At 68.5% G+C, this 21,777-nt stretch carries 23 protein-coding genes and 1 pseudogene; 11 read left to right on the plus strand and 13 right to left on the minus strand.

Features of this window, described 5'->3' with window-relative positions; genetic code table 11:
• Positions 1–24: 24 nt before the first annotated feature.
• Together OHA18_RS18805 and OHA18_RS18810 are read left to right on the plus strand one after the other, a co-directional pair.
• Positions 25–4,743 carry an ATP-binding cassette domain-containing protein gene (locus OHA18_RS18805; protein WP_329005422.1) on the plus strand — a complete coding sequence of 1,573 codons (4,719 nt, stop codon included), beginning with the start codon at positions 25–27 and terminating at the stop codon, positions 4,741–4,743.
• Positions 4,740–5,687: a hypothetical protein gene (locus tag OHA18_RS18810; RefSeq protein ID WP_329005423.1), complete on the plus strand. Its 948-nt coding sequence runs from the start codon at positions 4,740–4,742 to the stop codon at positions 5,685–5,687. The genes OHA18_RS18805 and OHA18_RS18810 overlap by 4 nt, the downstream gene beginning before the upstream one ends.
• 79 nt (positions 5,688–5,766) lie before the next feature.
• Here the strand turns inward: OHA18_RS18810 and OHA18_RS18815 are convergent, their stop codons facing one another.
• Positions 5,767–6,360 (minus strand): TIGR03086 family metal-binding protein, encoded by a 594-nt coding sequence (locus OHA18_RS18815; protein WP_329005424.1) that lies wholly within the window; start codon positions 6,358–6,360, stop codon positions 5,767–5,769.
• A 52-nt stretch (positions 6,361–6,412) separates the two neighbouring features.
• Here OHA18_RS18815 and OHA18_RS18820 point away from each other — a divergent pair, with 52 nt between their 5' ends.
• From OHA18_RS18820 to OHA18_RS18835, 4 genes are all read left to right on the plus strand, one after another.
• Positions 6,413–6,832, plus strand: coding sequence for a MarR family winged helix-turn-helix transcriptional regulator (locus OHA18_RS18820; RefSeq protein ID WP_329005425.1), 420 nt, complete (start codon positions 6,413–6,415; stop codon positions 6,830–6,832).
• Between the two features lie 63 nt (positions 6,833–6,895).
• Complete coding sequence (locus OHA18_RS18825; protein WP_329005426.1) at positions 6,896–7,723, plus strand: hypothetical protein; 828 nt, start codon at positions 6,896–6,898, stop codon at positions 7,721–7,723.
• 133 nt (positions 7,724–7,856) lie between these two features.
• Positions 7,857–8,366 (plus strand): sigma-70 family RNA polymerase sigma factor, encoded by a 510-nt coding sequence (locus OHA18_RS18830; RefSeq protein ID WP_329005427.1) that lies wholly within the window; start codon positions 7,857–7,859, stop codon positions 8,364–8,366.
• Entirely contained in the window at positions 8,363–9,025 is a 663-nt protein-coding gene (locus tag OHA18_RS18835) for an anti-sigma factor family protein (RefSeq protein ID WP_329005428.1), read from the plus strand. The genes OHA18_RS18830 and OHA18_RS18835 overlap by 4 nt, the downstream gene beginning before the upstream one ends.
• Before the next feature lie 368 nt (positions 9,026–9,393).
• Here the strand turns inward: OHA18_RS18835 and OHA18_RS18840 are convergent, their stop codons facing one another.
• Together OHA18_RS18840 and OHA18_RS18845 are read right to left on the minus strand one after the other, a co-directional pair.
• A complete protein-coding gene (locus OHA18_RS18840) occupies positions 9,394–9,630 on the minus strand; it encodes a hypothetical protein (protein ID WP_329005429.1) in 237 nt (78 codons plus the stop codon).
• Between the two features lie 63 nt (positions 9,631–9,693).
• Positions 9,694–10,371 carry an ArsR/SmtB family transcription factor gene (locus OHA18_RS18845; protein ID WP_329005430.1) on the minus strand — a complete coding sequence of 226 codons (678 nt, stop codon included), beginning with the start codon at positions 10,369–10,371 and terminating at the stop codon, positions 9,694–9,696.
• Between the two features lie 67 nt (positions 10,372–10,438).
• Between OHA18_RS18845 and OHA18_RS18850 the strand changes: the two genes are divergently transcribed.
• Positions 10,439–11,053 (plus strand): flavin reductase family protein, encoded by a 615-nt coding sequence (locus OHA18_RS18850; RefSeq protein ID WP_329005431.1) that lies wholly within the window; start codon positions 10,439–10,441, stop codon positions 11,051–11,053.
• On the opposite strand, the gene OHA18_RS18855 is transcribed toward OHA18_RS18850, so the two are convergent.
• Genes OHA18_RS18855 through OHA18_RS18875 form a run of 5 tightly spaced genes read right to left on the minus strand, consistent with a single transcriptional unit; the run spans position 11,050 to position 14,459 of the window.
• A complete protein-coding gene (locus OHA18_RS18855; RefSeq protein ID WP_329005432.1) occupies positions 11,050–11,838 on the minus strand; it encodes an arylamine N-acetyltransferase family protein in 789 nt (262 codons plus the stop codon). The genes OHA18_RS18850 and OHA18_RS18855 overlap by 4 nt on opposite strands.
• An 18-nt stretch (positions 11,839–11,856) precedes the next feature.
• Entirely contained in the window at positions 11,857–12,258 is a 402-nt protein-coding gene (locus OHA18_RS18860) for a VOC family protein (RefSeq protein ID WP_329005433.1), read from the minus strand.
• An 11-nt stretch (positions 12,259–12,269) separates the two neighbouring features.
• Positions 12,270–12,620, minus strand: coding sequence for a YybH family protein (locus tag OHA18_RS18865; RefSeq protein ID WP_329005434.1), 351 nt, complete (start codon positions 12,618–12,620; stop codon positions 12,270–12,272).
• Positions 12,617–13,747, minus strand: a complete 1,131-nt coding sequence (locus tag OHA18_RS18870; protein WP_329005435.1) for a YbfB/YjiJ family MFS transporter — start codon at positions 13,745–13,747, stop codon at positions 12,617–12,619. Before OHA18_RS18870 ends, OHA18_RS18865 begins: the two co-directional genes overlap by 4 nt.
• A gap of 1 nt (position 13,748) precedes the next feature.
• Positions 13,749–14,459 carry an SDR family NAD(P)-dependent oxidoreductase gene (locus tag OHA18_RS18875; RefSeq protein ID WP_329005436.1) on the minus strand — a complete coding sequence of 237 codons (711 nt, stop codon included), beginning with the start codon at positions 14,457–14,459 and terminating at the stop codon, positions 13,749–13,751.
• Positions 14,460–14,568: 109 nt separating this feature from the next.
• On the opposite strand from OHA18_RS18875, the gene OHA18_RS18880 reads away from it, so the two are divergent.
• Complete coding sequence (locus OHA18_RS18880) at positions 14,569–15,483, plus strand: LysR family transcriptional regulator (RefSeq protein ID WP_329005437.1); 915 nt, start codon at positions 14,569–14,571, stop codon at positions 15,481–15,483.
• Here the strand turns inward: OHA18_RS18880 and OHA18_RS18885 are convergent.
• Positions 15,471–16,250 carry a GntR family transcriptional regulator gene (locus OHA18_RS18885; RefSeq protein ID WP_329005438.1) on the minus strand — a complete coding sequence of 260 codons (780 nt, stop codon included), beginning with the start codon at positions 16,248–16,250 and terminating at the stop codon, positions 15,471–15,473. The genes OHA18_RS18880 and OHA18_RS18885 overlap by 13 nt on opposite strands.
• Before the next feature lie 142 nt (positions 16,251–16,392).
• On the opposite strand from OHA18_RS18885, the gene OHA18_RS18890 reads away from it, so the two are divergent.
• A complete protein-coding gene (locus OHA18_RS18890) occupies positions 16,393–17,418 on the plus strand; it encodes a YeiH family protein (protein WP_329005439.1) in 1,026 nt (341 codons plus the stop codon).
• Here the strand turns inward: OHA18_RS18890 and OHA18_RS18895 are convergent.
• Entirely contained in the window at positions 17,403–19,211 is a 1,809-nt protein-coding gene (locus OHA18_RS18895; protein WP_329005440.1) for a glycoside hydrolase family 2 protein, read from the minus strand. The two genes, OHA18_RS18890 and OHA18_RS18895, sit on opposite strands and share 16 nt — an antisense overlap.
• Positions 19,212–19,301: 90 nt before the next feature.
• Positions 19,302–19,670 carry a hypothetical protein gene (locus OHA18_RS18900; RefSeq protein WP_329005441.1) on the minus strand — a complete coding sequence of 123 codons (369 nt, stop codon included), beginning with the start codon at positions 19,668–19,670 and terminating at the stop codon, positions 19,302–19,304.
• Positions 19,671–19,762: 92 nt separating this feature from the next.
• On the opposite strand from OHA18_RS18900, the gene OHA18_RS18905 reads away from it, so the two are divergent.
• Positions 19,763–20,113 (plus strand): carboxymuconolactone decarboxylase family protein, encoded by a 351-nt coding sequence (locus OHA18_RS18905; RefSeq protein ID WP_329005442.1) that lies wholly within the window; start codon positions 19,763–19,765, stop codon positions 20,111–20,113.
• A pseudogene (locus OHA18_RS43330) lies at positions 20,110–20,483 on the plus strand (DUF2255 family protein). Before OHA18_RS18905 ends, OHA18_RS43330 begins: the two are co-directional and overlap by 4 nt.
• 15 nt (positions 20,484–20,498) lie before the next feature.
• Here the strand turns inward: OHA18_RS43330 and OHA18_RS18915 are convergent.
• Together OHA18_RS18915 and OHA18_RS18920 are read right to left on the minus strand one after the other, a co-directional pair.
• Positions 20,499–21,197, minus strand: a complete 699-nt coding sequence (locus tag OHA18_RS18915; RefSeq protein WP_329005444.1) for a class I SAM-dependent methyltransferase — start codon at positions 21,195–21,197, stop codon at positions 20,499–20,501.
• A 2-nt stretch (positions 21,198–21,199) separates the two neighbouring features.
• Positions 21,200–21,652, minus strand: coding sequence for a GNAT family N-acetyltransferase (locus OHA18_RS18920; protein ID WP_329005445.1), 453 nt, complete (start codon positions 21,650–21,652; stop codon positions 21,200–21,202).
• Between the last annotated feature and the right edge of the window lie 125 nt (positions 21,653–21,777).

The following is a 21,777-nucleotide window of genomic DNA, read 5'->3' on the forward strand; positions in this document are numbered from 1 at the left end:
GCCATCGGCTGCAAGGATGGCGGGGTGAGCCGAGTCGCGGGAGACGGTGCGCCCGGGCGCAGTCGTGGCCCGAGGGGCGAGCGGTTCCTCGACGTACAGGGTGCGGCTGAGCACAATCTGCGCGATGTCGATGTGTCGTTCGGGCCGGGGCTGACCGCTGTCGTTGGTGTGTCGGGGTCGGGTAAGTCGTCGTTGGCGTTCGACGTGGTGTACGCCGAGGCGCGTCGCCGGTTCGTCGAATCCTTGGCACTCGGTGGGAACGGGGCGCGGGTTCCCGCCGCACAGGTCCGGCGGATCGAGGGGCTCGGGCCGGCGGTGGCCGTCGCCCAGAACGTCCTCAACCGGAACCCGGCCTCGACCGTGGCGACATCGGTCGGTCTGCATCCGTTCTTGCGGATCCTGTACTCACGGTTCGCCGAGGTCGAATGTCCCCGCTGCCACCTGCCGGTCCGCGCGCTCTCCGCCGAGGAGCGCCTCACGACCGCGCTGGACCTCCTGGCTCGCGAGGACAAGCTCGACGTCGAGGTCGCGCTCGTACGAGGGCTGGTCGGCAGTCACGCGCGCCTGCTCGCAGGTATCCGAGGTCAGTTCGCCCACGTCACCGTCGACGGACGGCCGTGGGCGGCAAGCCGCGTTCCCAAGCTCGACCCGGCGTCGCCTCATGACGTCATCGTTCGAGTGGCCACTCTTCACACCGGCCAGTCAGCGGCTGAGGTCCGGTCCGCTCTGGAGCAGGCCGACGCACTGGGCAGACCCGAGGTCCTGCTCGGCGGTACGCCGGTACTGCGGGCGCCGATCTGCCCGCAATGCGGCGCGTGGATCCGGCCGCTTGCACCGTCGGCGTTCCGCGGCGACAACGACACCTCGTCGCACCGCATCGCCGGCGTCACGCTGCCGGAGCTGACCGCTCGATCGGTGACCGAGGTCCTTGAATTCATGCAGCAACTCCCAGTCGGGCCGCGCGCTGGCCGCATCCAGGACGAGTTGCTGCGACGCCTGCGTCCGCTGCAAGAGCTGGGCCTTGGGTACGTCGCTCTCGACCGGCCGATGCCGACGCTGTCGCGCGGTGAGGCGCAACGTACCCGGCTCGCGGTCGTGCTCTCGGGGCGTCTCGAAGACCTGCTCCACGTCCTCGACGAGCCGACCATCGGCTTGCACCACAGCGATCTCGGCCGACTGCTCGACGCGATCGCCGCGCTGCCCGGGCCGGTGCTGATGGTCGAACACGATCCGCTGGCCGTCGCCATGGCCGACGAGGTCGTGGAGATCGGCCCCGGCGGTGGAGGCGCCGGGGGACGACTGGTCTTCCAAGGCCCGCCAGCAGATCTGTGGCGGGCCGGTACGGCGTCGGGGGTCAGCTTCTCCGCCGGCGCTCGCCGGAATCGTTCTCGGCGACCGGTATCCGAGGAGCGGATCCGCGTTACCGGGGCGGATCTGCGCAACCTCCGCGGCGTCGACTGCGACGTCCCGCTCGGATCGCTGACGGTGATCACCGGGCCGTCAGGAGCAGGCAAGACCACCCTTTCCCACGAAGTACTGCTGGCGTCCTTGCGCGAGCACGGGCCGGTCGGGTGCACGAATTTCGACGCACCCGCGATCCGGGCTCGTGCGGTTGATCAGGCACCGCTGGGCAACAACCCGCGATCGAATCCGGCGACGTACACGAAGGTGCTCGACCGGATCCGCGACGTCTTCGCGGACGAGACCGGACGTCCCACATCGGACTTCACCTTCAACCGGGCCGAGGGCGCCTGCCCGGACTGCGAGGGGATGGGGTCAGTCGCGATTGGACTGAGCTACCTGGCGCCGATCTGGGTTCCGTGCGAGGCCTGCGACGGCCAGCGTTTCCGGGCGGAGGTCCTAGAGGCGACCTGGGCGGGGCTGTCGATCGCCGATGTGCTGGCGCTGAGCGTCGACGAGGCGACCGCGGTGTTCGTCGAGCACCCGCCGGTGACCCGCATCTTGCAGTCCCTGCAGGAGGTCGGGCTCGGCTATCTGACGCTGGGGCAACCGTCCCCGAGTCTTTCCGGCGGGGAGGCTCAACGCGTGCGGCTGGCTCGCGAGGTGGCCAAGGCGCGGACCGGCGACCTCGTGCTGCTCGACGAGCCAACGACAGGTCTGCACCCGGGCGACCTGGACCGGCTCCTCGCAGTACTCGACAGGCTCACGGACAGCGGCTGCACAGTGATCGTCGTCGAGCACCAGCCTGACGTGATCGCCGCCGCCGACTGGCAGATCGATCTGGGCCCGGGCGGTGGTCCTGACGGCGGATGCCTGCAGCACTGCGGTCCACCACTTGCCGAAACGCGGCCGCGGATACGTCCACGCGCCAAGCCGCGCTCCGACCGACGCTCCAGCGATGCGATCCGTGTACGTGGCGCCCGCGCCCACAACCTGCAGGACGTCGACGTCGACTTCGCCAAAGGGCGATTCACCGTTGTCACAGGCGTCTCGGGTTCGGGCAAGTCCTCGCTGGTTCACGACGTACTCGAGGCTGAGGCGACCAGGCGGTTGCTCGAATGCCTCTCGGTCTACGAGCGCCAGTCGGTCCGCGAGGGACCGGAAGCTCCGGTCGACTCGCTCACCGGACTGGGCCCGACGATGAGCATCGACCCGTCGGGCCTGGCGTTCGACGGGAACGGGCCGGGTTTCTACGTCTGGGATGCCGACCGGGTGACCGTTGGCCGGTCCACCGATCTCGACCGCCTGCTCGCCGTGATCATCGCCCGAGCAGGCGTCCGTACCTGTCTTGCCTGCGGCAACGACGCGGTACGCCGTACGTCGCCGAAGCCGGAAGCAGCGTGGATCTGTGACGACTGCGGGACCTGCGCGGTGCCGATCGAGCCTCGACATCTGGTGGGGTCACCGGTGTCGACCTGCCCGCAGTGCCTGGGACTCGGAGTCGAGCGCGAGCTCGACTTCTCCAAACTGATCGTGGACCCGGATGCGCCCCTCTTCGGCGGCGTCTTCGGCGGCAGGCTGGCCTGGTTCGGCACCACCCGCGGCGAGGAGCCGCCGATGCGGTCGCTGGCCGAGCGCTACCGGTTCGACCTGGACCGCACCCCCTGGAAGGCGTTGAGTGACGAGGCCCAACACGCCGTGCTGTACGGCGACGGGTCCTGGCGCGGGTTGAACGCGTGGGCCGTGAACGACGTCGGGGGCGAGGACTCGACCGTGTTTCCCTGTCGGGAGTGCGGCGGTCGGCGCCTCCGTCCGCCGTACCTGGCGATCCGCGTCGAGGGACGTGGGCGGGATGAGCTCTTCTCAACCCCGCTCGCCGACCTGGAGGACCTCCTTGCGTCGATGGAAGAGCCCGACGATCGACAGGCGGCAGACGCCAGGACCGTCGCGCTGCATCGGCTCGGGTTCCTCCGTGCCGTCGGGCTCCGGTACCTCGAGCTGACCCGGTCGACGTGGACGCTGTCGGCCGGCGAGGCGCAACGCATCAAACTGGCATCGGTGCTCGGCGACGGACTGGTCGGTATGACGGTACTGCTCGATGAACCCTCCCGAGGTCTGCATCCCTCGGAGGTGACCGCGCTGGCGCGGACGCTGACCGAGTTACGCGCCGCCGGCAACACCGTCATCGCCGTCGAGCACGACCCGATCGTCATTCGCGCGGCCGACGACGTGATCGAGATCGGCCCTGGTCCCGGGCGATCGGGCGGTCGCGTGGTCAGTCTGGACAGCCCGCAGTCGGTGACGCTGGCGGTTCTGGACGGACAGGCCCCAGCGACGTACCGGGATCAGCGTCGGGAGCCGACGGACTGGATGCAGGTCAGTGGAGCACGGGAGAACAACCTCGACGGCCTCGACGTCCGCGTCCCGCTCGGCGTACTGGTCGGCGTCTGTGGTGTGTCCGGATCGGGTAAGTCGTCGCTCGTCGTCGACACGATCGCGCTGGGCCTGAGTCGACCGAAGACCAACATTCCTGGTCGTGGTGCGGTCCGCGTCCGGCCCGGCGATCACGACGCCATCTCCGATGCGCCGACCCGGACGATTGTGGCCGACCAGTCCCGCGCCGAGATCACGTCACCGGGGATGTTCCTCGGGCTCATCGGCGCCGTCCGGAAGGAGTTCGCCGCGAGCGAGGCGGCCGTCGAGCAGGGCATCACGATCAAGGACCTGACGTATCGCTGCGACGCTTGCAAGGGCAAAGGGGTGTGGCAGCAGGACATGTCGTTCCTGCCGTCGGTGCGCCAGACCTGCGAGGCCTGCGGCGGATCCGGGTACCGCCGCGAGGCCGCCGGCTTGCTCCTGCGAGGCCGGAGTCTCGCCGATATCGAGACCCTGACCATCGCCGAGCTGGTCGACCAGTGGGGCGACATCGACGCGGTACGCCGAGTGGGCGGGGCCGCCGTCGAACTCGGGCTGGGGTACCTCGTCCTGCGCCAGCCGGGCTGGAGCCTCTCGGGCGGCGAGGCGCAGCGGCTCAAGCTGACGAAGGAGTTCGCCCGCCCGACGAAGGCAACGGCGTTGTATGTGCTGGACGAACCTACTGTCGGCCTCCACACCACCGACGTCGCAGTGCTCGTCCGTACGCTCGACGCACTCGTTGCTGCTGGCAACAATGTGCTCGTCGTCGAGCACGATCCGGCCTTGCTCGCGGCCTGTGACTGGCTGATCGAGCTCGGACCGGGCGCGGGACCGGACGGTGGCCGGATCGTCTTCGAGGGCTCACCCGAAGCGCTCGCCCAAGCCGGCACCTCCACCGCACCTCATCTTGCCGGGGTGCTGCGATGAACATCGGCACGCTGTTGCTCGGAGACCCGTCCCCGTCGTTGCGGTGGCGAGCCGCCCGGGAGCTGGACGGCGCCGACGACCAGGACGCAGAGGTCACTGCATGGCGCGCTGAGATTGACCGGAGCCCGGAGATCGACGTACTCGTCGCGCAGCTTGCGGCAGCTGAAACCCAGTCCATGGGTTACCTGCTCTGCCGGCTCGCCTATCTCGGTTACCGAGGGCCTGCCATGGGTGCTGCGGTCGAGTCGCTCTTCGGCCTTCAACAGCCGGACGGCTCGTGGTCGCCTTCACCTGCAGGCAAAGGCCCGATCGAGGGTCCGCGGTTCGTCACCATGCAAACCGTCGTACCGCTGCGGGGGATCGCCGCCGCTGGTTTTGCCACCGATCCTCGTGCCGAGCGTGCGTACGAATGGCTCCTCGGCGTCCGCCTCGAGGACGGATCCTGGCCGGCGGGCCCGAAGGCCGACCTCGGACAGGCCGGCGGTCCGATCCCGCCGGAGAAGGAGTACCGCAGGCTGACCCGCGGACTCGGTTGCCGATCGGCGACGACCGGCGCCGTCGCCTGCCTGGCATTGCACCCCGAACGACGGCGATCCGACGCCGCCCGGACCGGCGTCGACCACCTCCTCTACCGCGAGTCCCGGGACGCGTCGACCCTCGGCTGGGAGGTGTCCCGCCTGGTCGGGCTCGAGCGGGCCATGGGGCAGATCACGTTCTACGTCACCCACGACCTCGCTTTCTTGCTGGACCTCGCGTCCCGTTGCGGCGTCGCTCCACAGGACCGCCGGGTCCATGACCTGGTCGACTACCTGGAGACGCTGCGCGGCCCTTACGGCCTGTGGCAACACCCCACCCATCCACAGCTCGCCGGCTGGCTCTCCCTCGACCTCGAAACCAGCCTCCGCCGCCTCGAGACCGGCGACTGGATCGGCAATCTCCAGTAGCCGGCCGAGTTGTCGGAGCCTGCGCGACGTTGAGGTATGAGGTTGCGTCGCCGCCGGATCCGTCGAGGGGCGGCTGAAGTCAGTTCGGCCAGTTGGGGTTGCGGCCCAGGTAGGCGATGATGCGGTCGAGTGTTTCGTCGCCGGACCACGGGATGTCGACCGCGAACGGCGTACCCGGAGCGCGGCGGATGTCGCCGCTGGGCACGACCTGGGCCACCGCGGTGGCGGCCTCGAGCGTGGCGGGCTCGAAGGTCACCGTCTTGCCGATGGACTTCGCGACGTCCCAGCTGTGGACGACGTAGTCGATGAAGTGGAAGCTGATCGCCTGCGCCCCTGGGAACGGTACGTCGGTCCCGAACTCGGGGAGGGGGAACCCACGGTCCACGACGCCGGGCTGCGCGAACGCGTCCAGGACGTGCTCGGCGGACTCGACGTACGCCTTCACCGGGTCGTCGCCGAGGTCGCGGACCTTCCAGATGGCGGGGTCTGACTCACCGCGGGAGGCGGCCGCGAATCCGTAGTGCTGGGTGGCCATATGGGCGAGCAGACCGTACAGAGTCCAGGCCCGGCACGGGGTCGGCTTGGACAGGTCGGCATCGGTGACGGTGGTGACCAGCTCAATGCTGGTCCGGACGGCTTCGGCGTCCAGCGAGACGTAATCAACAGTAGGCATACGCATATCGTAAGCCCTCGCATATGATTGCGCCAGTGCTACCTTTTCAACTATGGCAACCGAGCGCCCCGATCTGGCTGCGATGCTGTATCCGCTGGTGCGGAAGCTGATCGCGATCGAACTGCCGGTGCTCGCCGCCCACGACGTCTCGATGTGGGGCTACTCGGTGCTGACGGCCCTCGACGACACCCCGGTCCGTACCCAGGCCGCGCTCGCCGAGGCGATCGGAGCGGACAAGTCCCGCATCATCGGGACCCTCGACGAGCTCCAGCAGGCCGGCCTCATCGAGCGCACTCCCGACCCCGACGACCGCCGCGTCCGCCTGCTCTCGATCACGCCCGAAGGCCGCCGGGTACGCCGTGCGGTCCGGAGGGGGATCCAGGCCCAGGAGCAACAGGTCCTCGAAGCGGTTCCCCTGGTCGACCGCAAGACGTTCATCCGCATCCTGCAGCAGATCCACGCTTCACGCTAAGGGTGGAGACCGTTCCCTCGCGCGGGTGATCCGGTCGCCACCAGGGCTCAACAGACTGACTGCATGAGAAGAGCAGTCTTGGCATGGGCAGCGGCGTACGGCGTGCTGCGGATCTGGTTCGCGACCGGTCACGCACCCGGGTGGAAGCTGCCCGGCAACGATCTACTGGTTCCGAACTGGGTTGCCGTCGTCGGCTGTCTGATCACCGCCCTTGCGGTGATCACGATCCGGCCGAAGCTGCTGTGGCTGCTGGCCGCGGGCTGGCTCGCAGCAGCCGGGTTCATCCTTCTCGACCTCGTCGCCGCTGTGCTGCCCGGGCTCGGCATCCCGTTCGATCCCCTCGGAATGCTCTGCAGACTCGGCGCAATAGCCGGTGCGGTCCTGCTCGCCCTCATCGCAAGAGCTCATCAACCGACGCCCAAGGCCTGGCCGCCGTGGGTGGCCGTGACGGGCGCAGGTCTGGCGGTCGTCGGTTGCCTGACCAGACTGGGTGCGCAGGCCGTGGTCGGCTTCGGGCAGACGCCGTTCGGCGGCAATCGGTCGGTGATCATCTTCCAGGGCGGCTTCCTGCTGGTCGGCACCGCTCTGCCTTTCCTGCTGGTCAGCCCGATCGGCCGCCGCTTCCCGCGCTGGATGCTGCTGCTTCCGGGCTACGTGATCGGCGCCGGCATGTCGGCGTACTTCGGTGTCGGTCTGATCCAGATGATCGTCGCCGTGGTTCAGGGCGAGCCGATCTTCGCCGATATCGCGCTGCCGGACAGCTTCTTCTGGGTGGCCGTGCCGGCGTACGTCGTGTGGGGAGCCGGTCTGCTGGCCGCCACCCGCGGGTACCAATTCGCCAGCACGAAGGCCAGCGATTCAGAGTGTGATCTTCAAGTCACTCATGGTTGAGCCAAGTGCAGCGTGCACCAGGCGGGTGCTTTGCTTCCTGTGCAGAATGGGGGCGAGAGCGGCAGCCGGAACCGCAGCACAGCAGCCGACCGCAGCAGCCAACTGAGCGATGTCCGACAGAGCAGGAGCGCCGATGGCCGACGACCGGGCGACGCTGCTGCGTGAGCTGCACGATGTGCACGCTCCCGCGCTGTGGCGGTTCGTCGTCCGGCTGACCGGCGACGACCGGCTGGCCGAGGACGTCGTCCAGGAGACCCTGCTCCGGGCGTGGCGCCGGCCGCACATCCTGTCCGAGGACGAGGCGGGGGCCCGGGCCTGGCTGTTCACGGTGGCACGCAATCTCGTCATCGACGACCGGCGCAGCGCCCGGGTCAGCCGGGAGGTCGCCAGCGACGACCTCCCGGAGAACCCGAGCGCCGACCACGCGAACGCCGTACTGGACGCGTGGCTGGTGGCTGAATCGCTGGCACAGTTGTCGGAAGAACATCGGCAGGTGATCGTTCGCGCGTACTACGGCCGCCGTACCGTCACCGACATCGCCGCGGAGTTGGACATCCCGTCAGGCACCGTCAAGTCGCGGCTGCACTACGGGCTGCGCGCGCTGAAGCTCGCGCTGCAGGAAAAGGGGGTGACGAGTCAGTGAGCGACCCGTACCGGGACTGGGATGCGGCATACCTGCTCGGGGTGTTGTCCGCGAAGGATCGGCATGCGTACGAGGAGCATCTGCAGACCTGTGCCGAGTGCTCGGCCGAGGTGGCGTCCCTGGCCGGAGTGCCTGGCGTACTCGCCGCGCTCCCGGCCGAGCGGGCCCTGGCCACCGTCACGGCCGCCCCGCCGAACCTGCTGCCTGGTCTGGTCCGCAATGTCCGGCGCGATCGGCGCAAGCAACGGATCCGGCTCGGTGCGCTGATCACCGGGGTCGCCGTCGCCGCCGCCGCGATCGGCGCGGTGATCGCGATTCCGCTGTCGCACAACGAGCCGCCGGGCGACTACGTCGTACTCGCACAGACCGTCAACAGCAAACTGTCCGCGGACGCCCGGCTGGTGCCGGAGCGCTGGGGTACGACGATCGAGATCAGCTGCCGGTACGACGAGCTCGCGACGCCGAGCGAACGCGCCCGGGGCTACGAGCTGTACGTCACCGACTCGTCCGGCAAAGCGCAGCTGATCGCGAGCTGGACCTCGTCTCCCGGTACGACGGTGAAACCGGCGGCCACGACGAAGCTGCAGCGCAGTGAGATCCGCGCTCTGGACATCCGGAGTTCCGAAACCGGCCGGGTCCTGCTGGCCGTTCATTTCTGAGTCGGTTCTGAGCACGAATGATCACCGGCTGTCGGGGCACCTGAAGGTCACGAACGGTTGTCGCTCGAGAGGCCGCCGATCCAGACCCCGGTGTTCAGGGACGTGCACCGGGGTCGCCGCACGGATACGTGCTGTACAGACGCGGTGCCGTGCCGTGACCTGACTGGAAGAAACTTCCGGGGATCCTGTAACACTCAGGCCGTCATCAGCGATACACCGTGTGTAACGCCACTGAGGATCCCGTCCCAGGTCAACCGCCCGAAGGGCCTGGGGCGGGTTTCTCTCGTTCGTCTGAGGCGCCACGGCAGCGTTACCCACGAAGGCCCCCGGTGATGCTCACCCGGGGGCCTTCGTGTCGCGTTCCCTCCCTAGGACGCTCTCTCCGTGCCGTTCGACTCGGGCAAGGCGATCCGGTCCGCCGGCAGGCGTTCCGTCCGCTCGTTACCGTCGTCGCCCTCGTACTGCACCAGGGCGGTCCATCCCGTCTCCTCATGGTCGCGGCCGATCAGCCAGCCGCGACGCCACTGTCCGTCCGCGAGGACGACCACATGGCTGGGCAGAGGGAGACGGGACACCAGCTCGGTGCCGGGCTCGAACTCAGTCATGGCCGAAGGCTAGGTGCAATCGCCGCCGAGCGCCTCTTGAAAGCGTGTTCCCTCTCACGATTCTCAGACTCCGGACGAGAGTCCAAACGCTTGTACTGCGCCGTTCACCTTCAGCGCACGCCCGCCTGGTATATGCGTCACCCATCCGTGGTGCAAAGCGTGCGCACATAACGCCGCGCCGACCGCGCCGGCGATGTGCGGCCGTCGTTCGGTCACATCCAGGCAGGAACGGACGGCGGGGCGCCCGCGCCGTACCTCGACCTGCACGCCGAGATCTTCCAGCCAGGCTTGGCCTTCCGGCGTCAGCGCGATCCCGTCCGACCAGTCGATCAGGCCGCGCTCGGTCATCGCATCGGCCAGCGCGACACCCAGCTTCCCGGCCAGATGGTCGTAGCACGTCCTCGCCCGCGCGAACGCGTCCCGCTTGCTCACCGCGGACAAGCTGTTCGCGACCTGGGTACGTCGTGGCGCCAGCGCGGCGAGCCCTTCGATCAACTCGGCCGTGTCCGGTCCGGCGAGTTTCACGTAGCGATGCCGGCCCTGCCGCACCTCGGTCAGCAGACCGCCGTTCACCAGCAGGTTGAGATGCTCGCTGATCGTCGGCCGCGACACCTTGGCCAGCTTGGCCAGCTCGGTCGCCGTCCAGGCCCGCCCGTCGAGCAACGCCAGGCAGACCGTCGCCCGGGTCCCGTCCGCGAGCATCCGCGCCCAGCCGGCCAGCTCCTCACCCTCGGCACTCATACCGCCCATCATGCCTCGCCGACAGTTAGGCGCCGGCCGAAACGTCCCGTGCCTACTGTCGATTCACATGACTCATCTGACCATCGAACCGTCCATCCTGTACGTCGGTACGCCGGTAGCGCTCCTCAGCACCCTGAACGAGGACGGCACCGTCAACCTCGCGCCGATGTCGTCCGCGTGGGCCCTCGGCGACGTCGTAGTCCTCGGTGTCGGCGTGTCCGGACAGACCGCAGTCAACCTGCGCTCCCGTCCGGACGTGGTCATCAACTTCCCGTCACCGGCGCAGTGGGAAGCCGTCGAGCGCATCGCCGGGCTGACCGGCCGCAATCCGGTCCCCTCGCACAAGCAGGACCGCTTCCGCTTCGAACGCGAGAAGTTCGCCGCCGCCGGGTTGACGCCGGTCGCCTCCGAACTCGTCGTACCACCCCGCGTGGCCGAATGCCCGATCCAGTTCGAGGCCACCGTCGCCAAGGCCGATCTAGATGCCGAAGGCAACTTCCTGATCGCCCAGGCCCGGGTCCTGCGAGTCCACGCCGACGAACACATCGTCGTACCAGGAACCTCCCACGTCGACCCCGGAGCCTGGTCCCCCCTCATCTACAACTTCCGCCACTACTTCGGCCTGGCCGCCGAACTCGGCGAGTCCTTCCGCACCGAAACCCCCAGACACCAGCACGTCTAAACAACCGCTTCCAGGCGGTCGATCTCTTCGTCGCTGAGGTGGACGTCGAGGGATGCGAGTGCGTCGGGGAGGTCCTGCGGCGGGACGGTGCGCTCCGTGGTGTGGCCGTCGGCGTACTCGATGGTGAGGGTGTTGCCGACGAGTCGTCGTACGACGCCGTCGGCCACCCGCATCACTACCGGGCGACCGGTGAACGGCGACTTCGGGTGGGTCGAAACGTAGTGGTGGTAGACCTCGTAGTCGATCGGCCGCACCGCCTCGTCGTTCGACGCATGCTGCGGGACCCAGCCGTCCGCGGTCTGCTTCGACAGTGTCCACACGTCACCGTCGAGCGTCAGTCGATGGTCCCAGCCGGCCTGGTCCACCACGGCGCCGTCCTTCAACGGAGTCGGGTGCAGCTGGCCTGCCCCGAAACCGACGTCGGCCAGGAACTCCTGCCCGTCGACGCCCACCTTCAGCAGGGCGTGCGTCCGCGGCCCGGCCTTGTGCGGCTGCACGCGTGCAACCCGCCGTACGACGTCGAACCCGAGCCGTTCGAGCGCGGCGCCGAACAACAGAGCGTGCTCGTAGCAGTACCCGCCGCGTTGCCGGCCCACCAACTTGGCCTGGATCGCATCGAGCGCGATCCCGGGATGCGTCCCGAGGATCACGTCGATGTTCTCGAACGGAATCGCCAGCACGTGCGCCCGGTGCAGGCTCCGCAACGCATCAGCCGACGGCGCCACCCGCGCGTGCCCGATCCGCGCGAGATAGGCGTCCAGATCAAGGCTCTCGATGTTCCACATGGCGCCTAGCCCAACACTTCAAGCCTGCTTCAGGTCAAGTTCGGTGAAGAGCGTCAGCTGAATGCCGCCAGGGGTTTCGAGCCGGGCGTTGAGCGAGTCCCACGGCGTACGGGTCGGTTCGGCGATCACCGTGGCGCCGGCGTCGGCCAGCTTCTGCGTGGTCGCCGCGGAGTCCTCCACCTCGAACGCGACCCGGTACTTCCCGGCGACCCGGCGGCCGACCTCGACCCGGTCGATGAAGTCCGCCTGCGCGGGATCCGCGATCTCGAGCGTGGCTCGCTCGACCTCGAGGATCGTCACCCGCCCGTCCGCCGACGAGTACGACTCCCGCTCCGGCAGCCCGACCACGTCGCGGTAGAACGCGACCGCCTCGTCGTAGTCGTCCGCCGTGACCACCAACCGCATCTCCTTGACCGTCATGCCCTCAGTATCTACACCCGGGAAACCTGGTAGTGCGAGATGAGCCAGCCATCCCCGGTGCGGTGGAGGATGACGCTGAGGTTGACGGGCACGACCGGGCGGTCGGTGAAGCTGAAGTCGACGGCGAGGTAGCCGAGCAGCGTGTCGTCGGCGAGGCGACGGGTTTCCAGCAGCTTGTACTGCGGCGACAGTCCGATGGGCTGTGATTCGTAGTACTCGGCGACGGCCGCGCGTCCCACGCCGTACGGATGCAGGCCTTGGAAGATTGCGTCCTCGGTGAACAGGGCTGCGGCGCGTTGCGGGTCGTGGTCGTCGATGGCCGACTTCCACTGGTTGAGGACGTCGTACAGGATGTCGTTCATGTGAGTTCCTTCGGTTGATGGCGGACCAGGGTCGCGGCGGTCGCGGCGAGGGCCACGACTCCCGCGCTGACCAGGAGCGCCTGGTGGTATCCGTGGTGGAGCAGGGGACCGACGGCCAACGGCCCGATGATCTGGCCGAGGCTGTAGCCGGTGGTGAGGATAGCGATCGCGTGCGGCACCTGGAGTTCGGCGCCGAGTGCGATCGCGAGGTTGGCGACGCCGAGGAACGTCGCGCCGAAGAGCGCGGCGGAGACCAGCGCGGCCGCGACCCCGTGGATGACGGCCGGTAATGCGACGCCGATCGCCTGGAGGACGAGCGCTGCCGGCAGGAGCGTCGATCGTGACCACGATCGACTCAACGACGCCCAGAGTGCGGTCGACGGCAGCGCGGCGAGGCCGACGACGATCCAGGCGCCGTTGCCGACGGCACCGGAAGCCGTTTCGTTGATGGCGGCAACGAGGAACGTGCCGGCGATGATGTAGCCGACGCCTTCCAGGGTGTAGCTGGCGAGAAGCGCGTTGAAGTGTCGCGAACCTGTTCCGTGCCGGGCCGATCGTTGTACGGGTGTCGCGGTCAGGTTCCAGGCAGGGATGGTGCAGGCGACTGTGAGCAGGGCAATTAGCCACCACGCCGTACGCCAGTTGCCGCCGGCAAGTACGGCACCGGACAGGGCGATGCCGGCGCCGATGCCGCCGAAGGTCCAGCCGACGTGATGGCTGTGCAGACGGGGGAGTACGGCGCTGACCGCGATCACGAACACCAGTGCGCTCGCGATCCCCGCGATCAACCGCAGGCTGAGCCAGAGGAATCCACTCCGGCTCAACGGCATCGCGGCAAGGGTGGCGCACAGAATCAGAAGGGAAACACGGAGCGTCCAGCGGGAGTGGATCAGCCGCGGGGCGACGATGGCAGCCACTGCGCCGGCGAGGTAGCCGGCGTAGTTCGCGGTTGCGAGCGTCGCTCCGAGGCGCGGGCCAAGACCCGCTTGTGCGTGCATCAACGGCAGGATCGGCGTGTACGCAAACCTCCCGAGCCCCATCCCACCTGCCAATGCTGCCGCCGCTTGCCCCACCAACCGCCAAGGCTTGTTGTCGGTGGCGCGTCCCGCTGGGCGCCAGGTGTTCATGTCAGTGGCCCGCCTGCTGACCACCGTCTACGTGCAGTACTTCGCCGGTGACGAACTTCGCCCCTTCCAGGTACGTGACCGCGTCGACGATCTCCTCGATCTCGCCGAGGCGGCCGACCGGGTGCAGGGCCGCGAGGAACTCGTGCGTCTCCTCCGGGTGCATCGGCGTCCGGATCACTCCGGGGGAGACGGCATTCACGCGGATGTTGCGCGTGGCGTACTCGGTCGCGAGGGACTTGGTGACGGAGTTCAACCCGCCCTTGGTCAGCGCAGCGAGCGCAGCCGGGACCGTGCTGAAGGCGTGCTCGGCGAAGCTGGTGGTGATGTTGACGACGTGCCCGCCGTCCCCGTTCTCCAGCATCGCGGTGATCGCGCGCCGCGTGGTGTCGAAGAAGCCGCGCAGATTGATACCCGCGATCCGCTCGTAGTCCTCGTCGGTGTACTCCGTGAACGGCTTGGCGACGAAGATGCCGGCGTTGTTGACCAGAGTGTCGATCCGGCCGAAGGTGTCGACGCCCTGCTGCACCACCCGCGCGCCGACGCCCGGCTCGGCGATGTCGCCGGGGACGGCCAGCACCAGCGGATCGTCGGAGCGCGTGATGCTGCGCGAGTTCGCGACGACGGCGTACCCGAGCTTGCGGTACGCCGTGACCAGGCCGGCCCCGATGCCCTGGGACGCTCCGGTGATCACGGCAACTTTCTGGGAGTTCATGGTTCTCCTGATCCGAGGTTGTTGTACTTCGATCGTTGTCGAACCATGTGAGCTTTTCCACGACCGCTTTGCTCCCAGCTGGAAGGCTGCGCCTACTACGCTGTGAGACGTGGAGCTGCGGCAGTTGCGGTACTTCGTGGCGGTCGCCGAGGAACTGAACTTCGGGCGGGCCGCGGCCCGGTTGCACATCGCCGGCCCGTCGTTGTCGCAGCAGATCAAGTCACTCGAGCGCGATCTCGGCGTGCGGTTGTTCGAGCGCGACCGCCGGACCGTGACGTTGACGGCCCACGGCGAGACCTTGCTGCCGCAGACACGGGCGTTGCTGGAGCAGGCCGACGGGTTGCGGCGTACGGCGCGAGGGTTCGCGGCGAGCGAGCCGGTGCGGTTGGGGTACGTCAGCTGGCGGCCTTCGGATCTGGCGGAGCGGGTGTCCGGCGTCGCGCAGTTGCTGGTCGACACGTGGGTGATGCCGTCGCACACGCAGGCGGCGCGGGTCGCGGACGGGAGCATCGACCTCGCGATCTGCTGGGTGCGCGCGACAGATCTGGCCGAGCAGGAGCTGTCCGGCCGGCTGATCGGCGTCGACCGTCTGTTCGCCGTGTCCGCGGACCGCGACGAGTCCGCCGTACGTGCTGCGGACGCGGTCGTCCTGGTCGATGCGGACACCGAGGCGTGGGCGTCGTGGAACATCTACGCCGTGGAGCTCGCACGTGCCACCGGCGCCTCAGTGGTCCGGATCGACGACCACGGCATCACCGGCCCGGCCTTCTACGACCACGTACGCCGCCTGGGTCGCCCCGTCATCAGTTCACCGAAACGCGATGCGACCCCACTGCCGCGAGACTTCGCCCGCCGCCCGGTCGTCGCCCCAGCTCCACTCTGGACCTGGGCCCTGGTCGTACGCCGGGACGAGGCGCGCCCCGCCGTACTCGCTGCCGCCGAGGCCCTGACCCGGGACGTGAAGCTCGACTTCGACCTGGCCACGTCCTGGCTCCCTGCGGACGATCCGTTTCACCAGGCCTGAGAAAGAGCGGTGGTGCTCGGCGTCAGGCGGTAGCCGGCGTTCGCCGAGAACTCCGCGGACAGGGCGAACCGGTCGCCGCGAACGACTGTGTGCCGCCACTCGACCGGGCGGTTCTGGGCGGTGCCTTGGCGAACGATCGAGAACACAGCGGCATCGGCGGGGCAATGCAGCAGGGCCCGCTCGGAGTCACTCGGGTTCACGGCGCGGATGTCCTCACGCCCGTGGTCCAGGCTGATGCCGGTGCGGATGGAGAGTTCGTTGTAGAGGCTGGTGTGGGTGAAGTCGGCGTCGAGCAGCGGTTCCGCGAGCGTGGCAGGGAGCCAGACGCGGTCGAGCGCGAGTGGCTCGTCCCCGGCGTACCGCAGGCGCTCGAGGTAGAGCAGCGGGGTGGATCCGTCCAGATTGAGGCGGGCCGCGATCACGCCGTCGGCGCGGACGTCGAGCGCGCGTACGGCGCTGCGCTGCGGCAGGCCGGACGCCTCGACCGAGGAGAACAGGCTGTAGAGCGCGCCCATCGGCTGCCGGATCTCCGGGGCGGTCGCGACCCGGGGCTGGCGGCCGCGCTCGGCGACGATCAGCCCGTCGGTGCGTAGCTGGCCGAGCGCCTGGCGAACGGTGTGCCGGCTGACGGCGTACTCGTCGACCAGCGCGAGCTCTCCGGGAAAGGCGTCATCGAACTCCCCGGACCGCAGCCGCTGGACGAGATCCTCCTGCAACTGCTTCCACAGTGGCCCCCCGCCAGCACGGTCCAGCCTGCCCACGCTCATCCGTTCCTTCCGGGTTGCCAAATGTCCGGTCATCTCCTACCGTAAATGTGCGTACATTTCCGCGGGAAGGACCGGCTCAGTGGTGCACCTTGAGGTTAGGCCACAGCACACCTCGACTGCTGCTCCCCAGCTGGGGTCCCGGATGCCAGGCCTGGCCGCTGTCCTCGTACTGACGGCTGTGGCGGTCCCGCTCGGACGGCTGGTGCCGGTCGTGGGCGGGCCGGTCTTCGGAATCGTGCTCGGCGTGATCGCCGGTCTGTTCGTCCCGGTGCTCCGCTCCGAGGCATGCCGCCCCGGGTACGACTTCGCCTCGAAGACCTTGCTCCAGCTGTCGATCGTCGTACTGGGAACCGGTCTGTCGCTCCAGCAGGTCGCCCGCGTCGGGGTCTCGTCGCTGCCGGTCATGCTCGGCACACTCACGCTCGCCCTCGGGGGAGCGTGGTTCTTCGGACGGCTGCTCGGCGTCCGCGGGGACACGCAAACCCTGATCGGCGTCGGTACGGCGATCTGCGGCGGATCGGCGATCGCCGCCGCGACTGCCGCGATCGGCGCCCGGCGCTCGTCGGTCGCCTACGCGATGGCGACGATCTTCACGTTCAACATTGTCGCGGTACTGACGTTTCCGCCGCTCGGCCATCTGCTCGGCATGAGCTCGGAATCCTTCGGGCTGTGGGCCGGTACGGCGGTCAACGACACCTCGTCCGTCGTCGCGGCCGGGTATGCGTACAGCCAGGCCGCCGGTGACCAGGCGATCGTGGTGAAGCTGACGCGCTCGCTGACCTTGATCCCGATCGTGCTGACGCTGGTCGCACTGAAGATCCGGCGTGAGAACCGCGCGGCCCGTGCGCTCGACGCCTCCGCTGAGGGTTCCTACGCCGGCGCCACAGCGTCGATCCGTAAGCCGCTGCCCTGGCGCAAGCTCATCCCGCTGTTCCTGATCGGGTTCATCGCCGCCGCCGGGTTGCGCAGCGCAGGCGCCATCCCGGACTCGTGGCTGCCGACGCTGACCATCGTCGGCAGCACACTAATCACATCCGCACTAGTTGCAATCGGACTATCACTGCGGCCTCGCGAGCTCCGCGACGCAGGACCCCGGCCACTCCTCCTCGGAGCGATCCTCTGGGTCCTGGTCGCGGTCGGCTCGCTCGTACTTCAGTCCTTCTCGTAAGCCGCCTGACGCTCCTGGACCGCCTTGATCCGCGGTACGTCGAGCTTGTTGCTGCGGTCGAAGTTGTAGATGCCGTTCTCTTCCTGGAACACGTCGGTCAGCTGCGTGTAGCAGTAGCCGAACATCAGCTCGTTGTCGAGAAGAGCGTCGACCAGGCCGGCGAACCGGGTGTAGAAGTCCTCCTCGTTGGCGACCCGCTGGCCGTAGCCCCAGGAGTCCGCGGAGTTCCCGCTCTTCCCGGCGGCCGCCTTCTCCGCGTTCCACCAGATGCCGCCGAACTCGCTGCAGAAGTACGGCTGGCCGTCGTACGCGAGCGAGATCGGCTTGCCCTCGGGGCCACCGGTGTTCCCGTACGGCTTGTCGTTGACCAGGTCCGCCATCTGCTCGGCGAACTTGGCCGGGTCCTGCTCGTAGTTGTGCGAGTCCCAGACGTCCGTCTCCGGAACGCGGTGGCTGTAGCCCGAGGCGTCCAGCACCGGTCGGCTCGTGTCCGCGGCCTTCGTCGCCAGGAACATCGCGCGGGTGACGTCGTCGAGCTGGGTGATCCGGTCGTGCAGGAGTTGGTGGGTCTCGTTCAGCGGGCACCAGCCGACGATGCTCGGGTGGCTGTAGTCGCGTTCGACCGCCTCGAGCCACTGGGCGACGTACGACGCGGTCGGCTGCTGGTTGTCGCTGCCGGTGTCACCGACCCCGGAACCCCAGTCGCCGAACTCGCCCCAGACCAGGTACCCGAGCCGGTCCGCGTGGTACAGGAACCGCTCCTCGAACACCTTCTGGTGCAGCCGCGCGCCGTTGAACCCGGCCGCCAGGCTGAGCTCGATGTCGCGGACCAGCGCCTCCTCGGACGGCGCGGTCATCAGGCTCTCCGGCCAGTACCCCTGGTCCAGCACCAGCCGCTGGTACACGTGCTTGCCGTTGATCAGGATCGCCTTACCGTTGATGCTCACCGACCGCAGACCGGCGTACGAGTCGGCACTGTCGGCAATGTTGCCTTCGGCATCGATCAGCTCGAGGCGGACGTCGTACAGGTGCGGATCGGTCGTGTCCCACAGGCGGACGCGGTCGGCCGGGACCTGCAGCGTCAGGCGCGGGGCCAAGTCGAGGTCGGCGCGTACTTCGGCGGTGGTGACCTCACCGTCGGCGTCCTTGAGGGTGGCGCGGATCTTGTAGCCGGGCTTGTTCGCGGAGACCGGTACTTCGAGGTGGAAGCTGGAGCCGGCCACGTCCGGGGTGATCCGTGGGCGCTTCAGGTGCACCGTGGGTACCGCTTCGAGCCAGACGGTCTGCCAGATGCCGGTGGTGCGGGTGTAGAGGCAGCTGTGGTTGAAGTACAGCTGACTCTGCTTGCCGCGAGCCTGTGGGCCGCGGTGGCTGTCCCGCGCGCGGACGACGATGGTCGCCTCCTCGCCCGGGGCGGCGACGTGGCGCAGGTTGGCGCTGAACGGGGTGAACCCGCCGCGGTGCCGGACGACCTCGACGCCGTTCACCCACACGGTCGCGTCGTGGTCGACGGCCTGGAAGTGAAGCACCGCCTCCTTGCCGGACCAGTCCGCGGGGATCGTGACGGTCGTGCGGTACCAGACCGCTTCCAGGAAGTCGACGTCCTCGATCCCGGACAACTCCGTCTCCGGCGCGAACGGTACGACGATCCGCTGCGTCAGTTCGCGCTCGCGGACGCCGCGCTCCAGTCCGGAGTCCGACCGGTCGATCTCGAACTGCCACTCGCCGTTCAGGTTCAGCCACTCGGGCCGGACGAACTGCGGACGCGGGTACTCCGCACGAGGCTGCGTCATGAACTCTCCCGTGATCCTGATCTGGTGGGGGACACGAGCACTTTACAACGTTGAAATACACCGGGCAACGGTCAGTTTCTGCCGTTCGTGTCAGCCGCTGGGGCAGGGGAGGCCGGAGCCGTCGAGGCCGTCGCTCGTCTTGGTGGGGGTGTCGACCAGGACGAGGGTGCCGCCGGCCGCGCCGAGGAGCGCGGCCACGAGGAGAACGCATGCCAACGCTTGGATCAGCGGGTGGGATCGCGGCAGGCACGCGATGAAGCAGCCGACCGCAGCCAGGCACAAGACCAGCCCGGCGACCGTCACGGCGCCGACGTGCGGGAGCGGCGGCACGTGCTGACACTTGCCCGCGACCACAGTCTCCTGCCACTGCTGACGCTCGTGCCACCGAATCCAGTACGCGACCACTGCCGCAACCAACGCCAGCAGCCCGGCGAGGAAGCTGGCGGATCGTCGTGACATGGCGCACCACCGTAGATCCCCGAAGGGGGCACTGCCGTTACCTGGAAAGGCAGGGACTCCCGCCCGCCGGCGAATCACCGTTGACTGTCGGCATGACTGAACAGACACCAGGATCGGATCAGCGCACGCCGGCGCAGCGGTTGGTCGGAGACCTCGCGCCGAAACTGGCGGAGTTGACCGACGACGTGCTGTTCGGGGACGTGTGGGCGCGTCCGGAGCTCAGCCCACGTGATCGCAGTCTCATCACCTGCGCCGCCCTGATCGCCAACGGCAACACCGAGCAACTCCGCGGCCATCTGGCGCGAGGAGTCGGCAACGGCCTGACCGAGACCGAGATCGTCGAGGTCATCACCCACCTGGCCTTCTACGCCGGCTGGCCCCGGGCCATGTCCGCCGCGGCCGTCGCCAAAGAGGTGTTCCCGGTCCGGAGCGACGACGCATGACCAACTGGAACAACGAGGACCTCGAACGGATCGGCGAAGCCACCGAGCTGCAGATCAGCTCCCGCCGCAACGACGACAGCCTGCGGCGGTTCGTGACGATCTGGGGTGTCCGGGCAGACAGTGATCTCTACGTGCGATCGGCGCACGGCGCCGACAACCCGTGGTTTCGTCGCGCCAAGGCCAGCGGCCGGGCCGGATCCGGGCCAGTGGTGTCGAGCGGGACGTCCGGTTCGAAGTACCGGATGGTGACGTGCATGCGGCGATCGACGCTGCCTATCACGCGAAGTACGACCGCTACGGTGCGCGCATCGTCGGCGCCGTCGTCGGTACGAAGGCAGCGTCGGCGACCCTCCGCGTCGTACCCGAGTAGTGAATGGCCCACCGGCTACTTGAACAGGGCGGCGTTGAGGAAGTCGGGGGCGAAGGCGTCGGGGCGGTCGGGGTGTACGGCGCGGAGCTCGACGGGGCTGAGGGCGCCGAAGATCGTGCGGAGATCGTCGAGGGAGAACGTCATGCCGCCGTACGTGTCGCCGGTGGTGACGACGTCGAGGTCGCTCGGGGTCTCCATCCGCTCCGCGGCGAACGTGACGATCCCGAACCGGCCGCGGACCAGGGGAAGGATCCTCTGGAGGTACGTGATCCGGCGGTGCGGCGCGATGTGGTGGAAGCATCCGGAGTCGTACACCAGGTCGAACGGCCCGGCCGGCAACGGATCCCGCAGTACGTCGAGGGCCGTCAACGTCACCGATGCCGGCATACTCGGCCGGAGCGTATCGAGCAGATCGCCCGCGAGATCGACACCCTCGACCGCCGCGCCCTGTTCGGCGAGCCAGCGGGTGTTGCGGCCGCCGCCGCAGCCGACATCGAGCACCCGGGCGCCGGCGAGATCGCCCAGCAGGCCGCGCTCGTTCCAATCGACCAAGGGCTCGTCGGGCAACTGGCTCGTCAGCGGATGCCCGGGCGTCGTCAGCAGCCCGTTCCAGTACTCCGCGGCGGACGCATGCGACCGGTCACCCCGACCGCTCGCACTCACGACCTGATCGAGGACATCGAGCAACTGATCGACCGTGTGGAGACGCGCCATCCTCAGAGTGCCTTTCCGTAGCAGCGGGTCCGCGGCTCGTTGACGTACTTGCCCCAGGGAGCGATCCGTGCGTATCCGCTCGACTCGTAGAGCGCGATCGCCTCCGGCTGTTGCTCCGCAGTGGTCAATCGCAGGAACGGATGACCGGCGGATCGGGCCACCTCTTCGAGTCCGGCGAGCAACCTGCGCGCGTACCCTCGACCGCGGGCGGCCGGCGTCACGTACACCCGCTTGATCTCGGCGTCCCCCGGATGAGCGGTGTCCGGCCCGAACACCTGTAGGGCGCCACACCCGACGGCCTGTCCCTCGTCGTCGAGCGCCACGAAGTACCGCGCACCGTCCTTGACCTGCGTCCGTCCCTCGGCCCCGTTCCGCGAGACGAGCTCGTCGAACGCGGCCTTCAACAGGACGGCCAGCTCCGCGTCCTCCGCCGGCCGTTCCTCCACGTCTGTCATCCGCCAACAAAATCAGATGAGGACCGGTGGCGCGACCCAATACGCTGCCAGCGATGTCGTGTTTCTGAAGGCGTAGGTACGGCCCTGGCCGGCTCCGGACGGAGTCGGCCGGCTCGGTCGTGCCT

This window comes from Kribbella sp. NBC_00709, from assembly GCF_036226565.1.
Lineage (GTDB): Bacteria > Actinomycetota > Actinomycetes > Propionibacteriales > Kribbellaceae > Kribbella.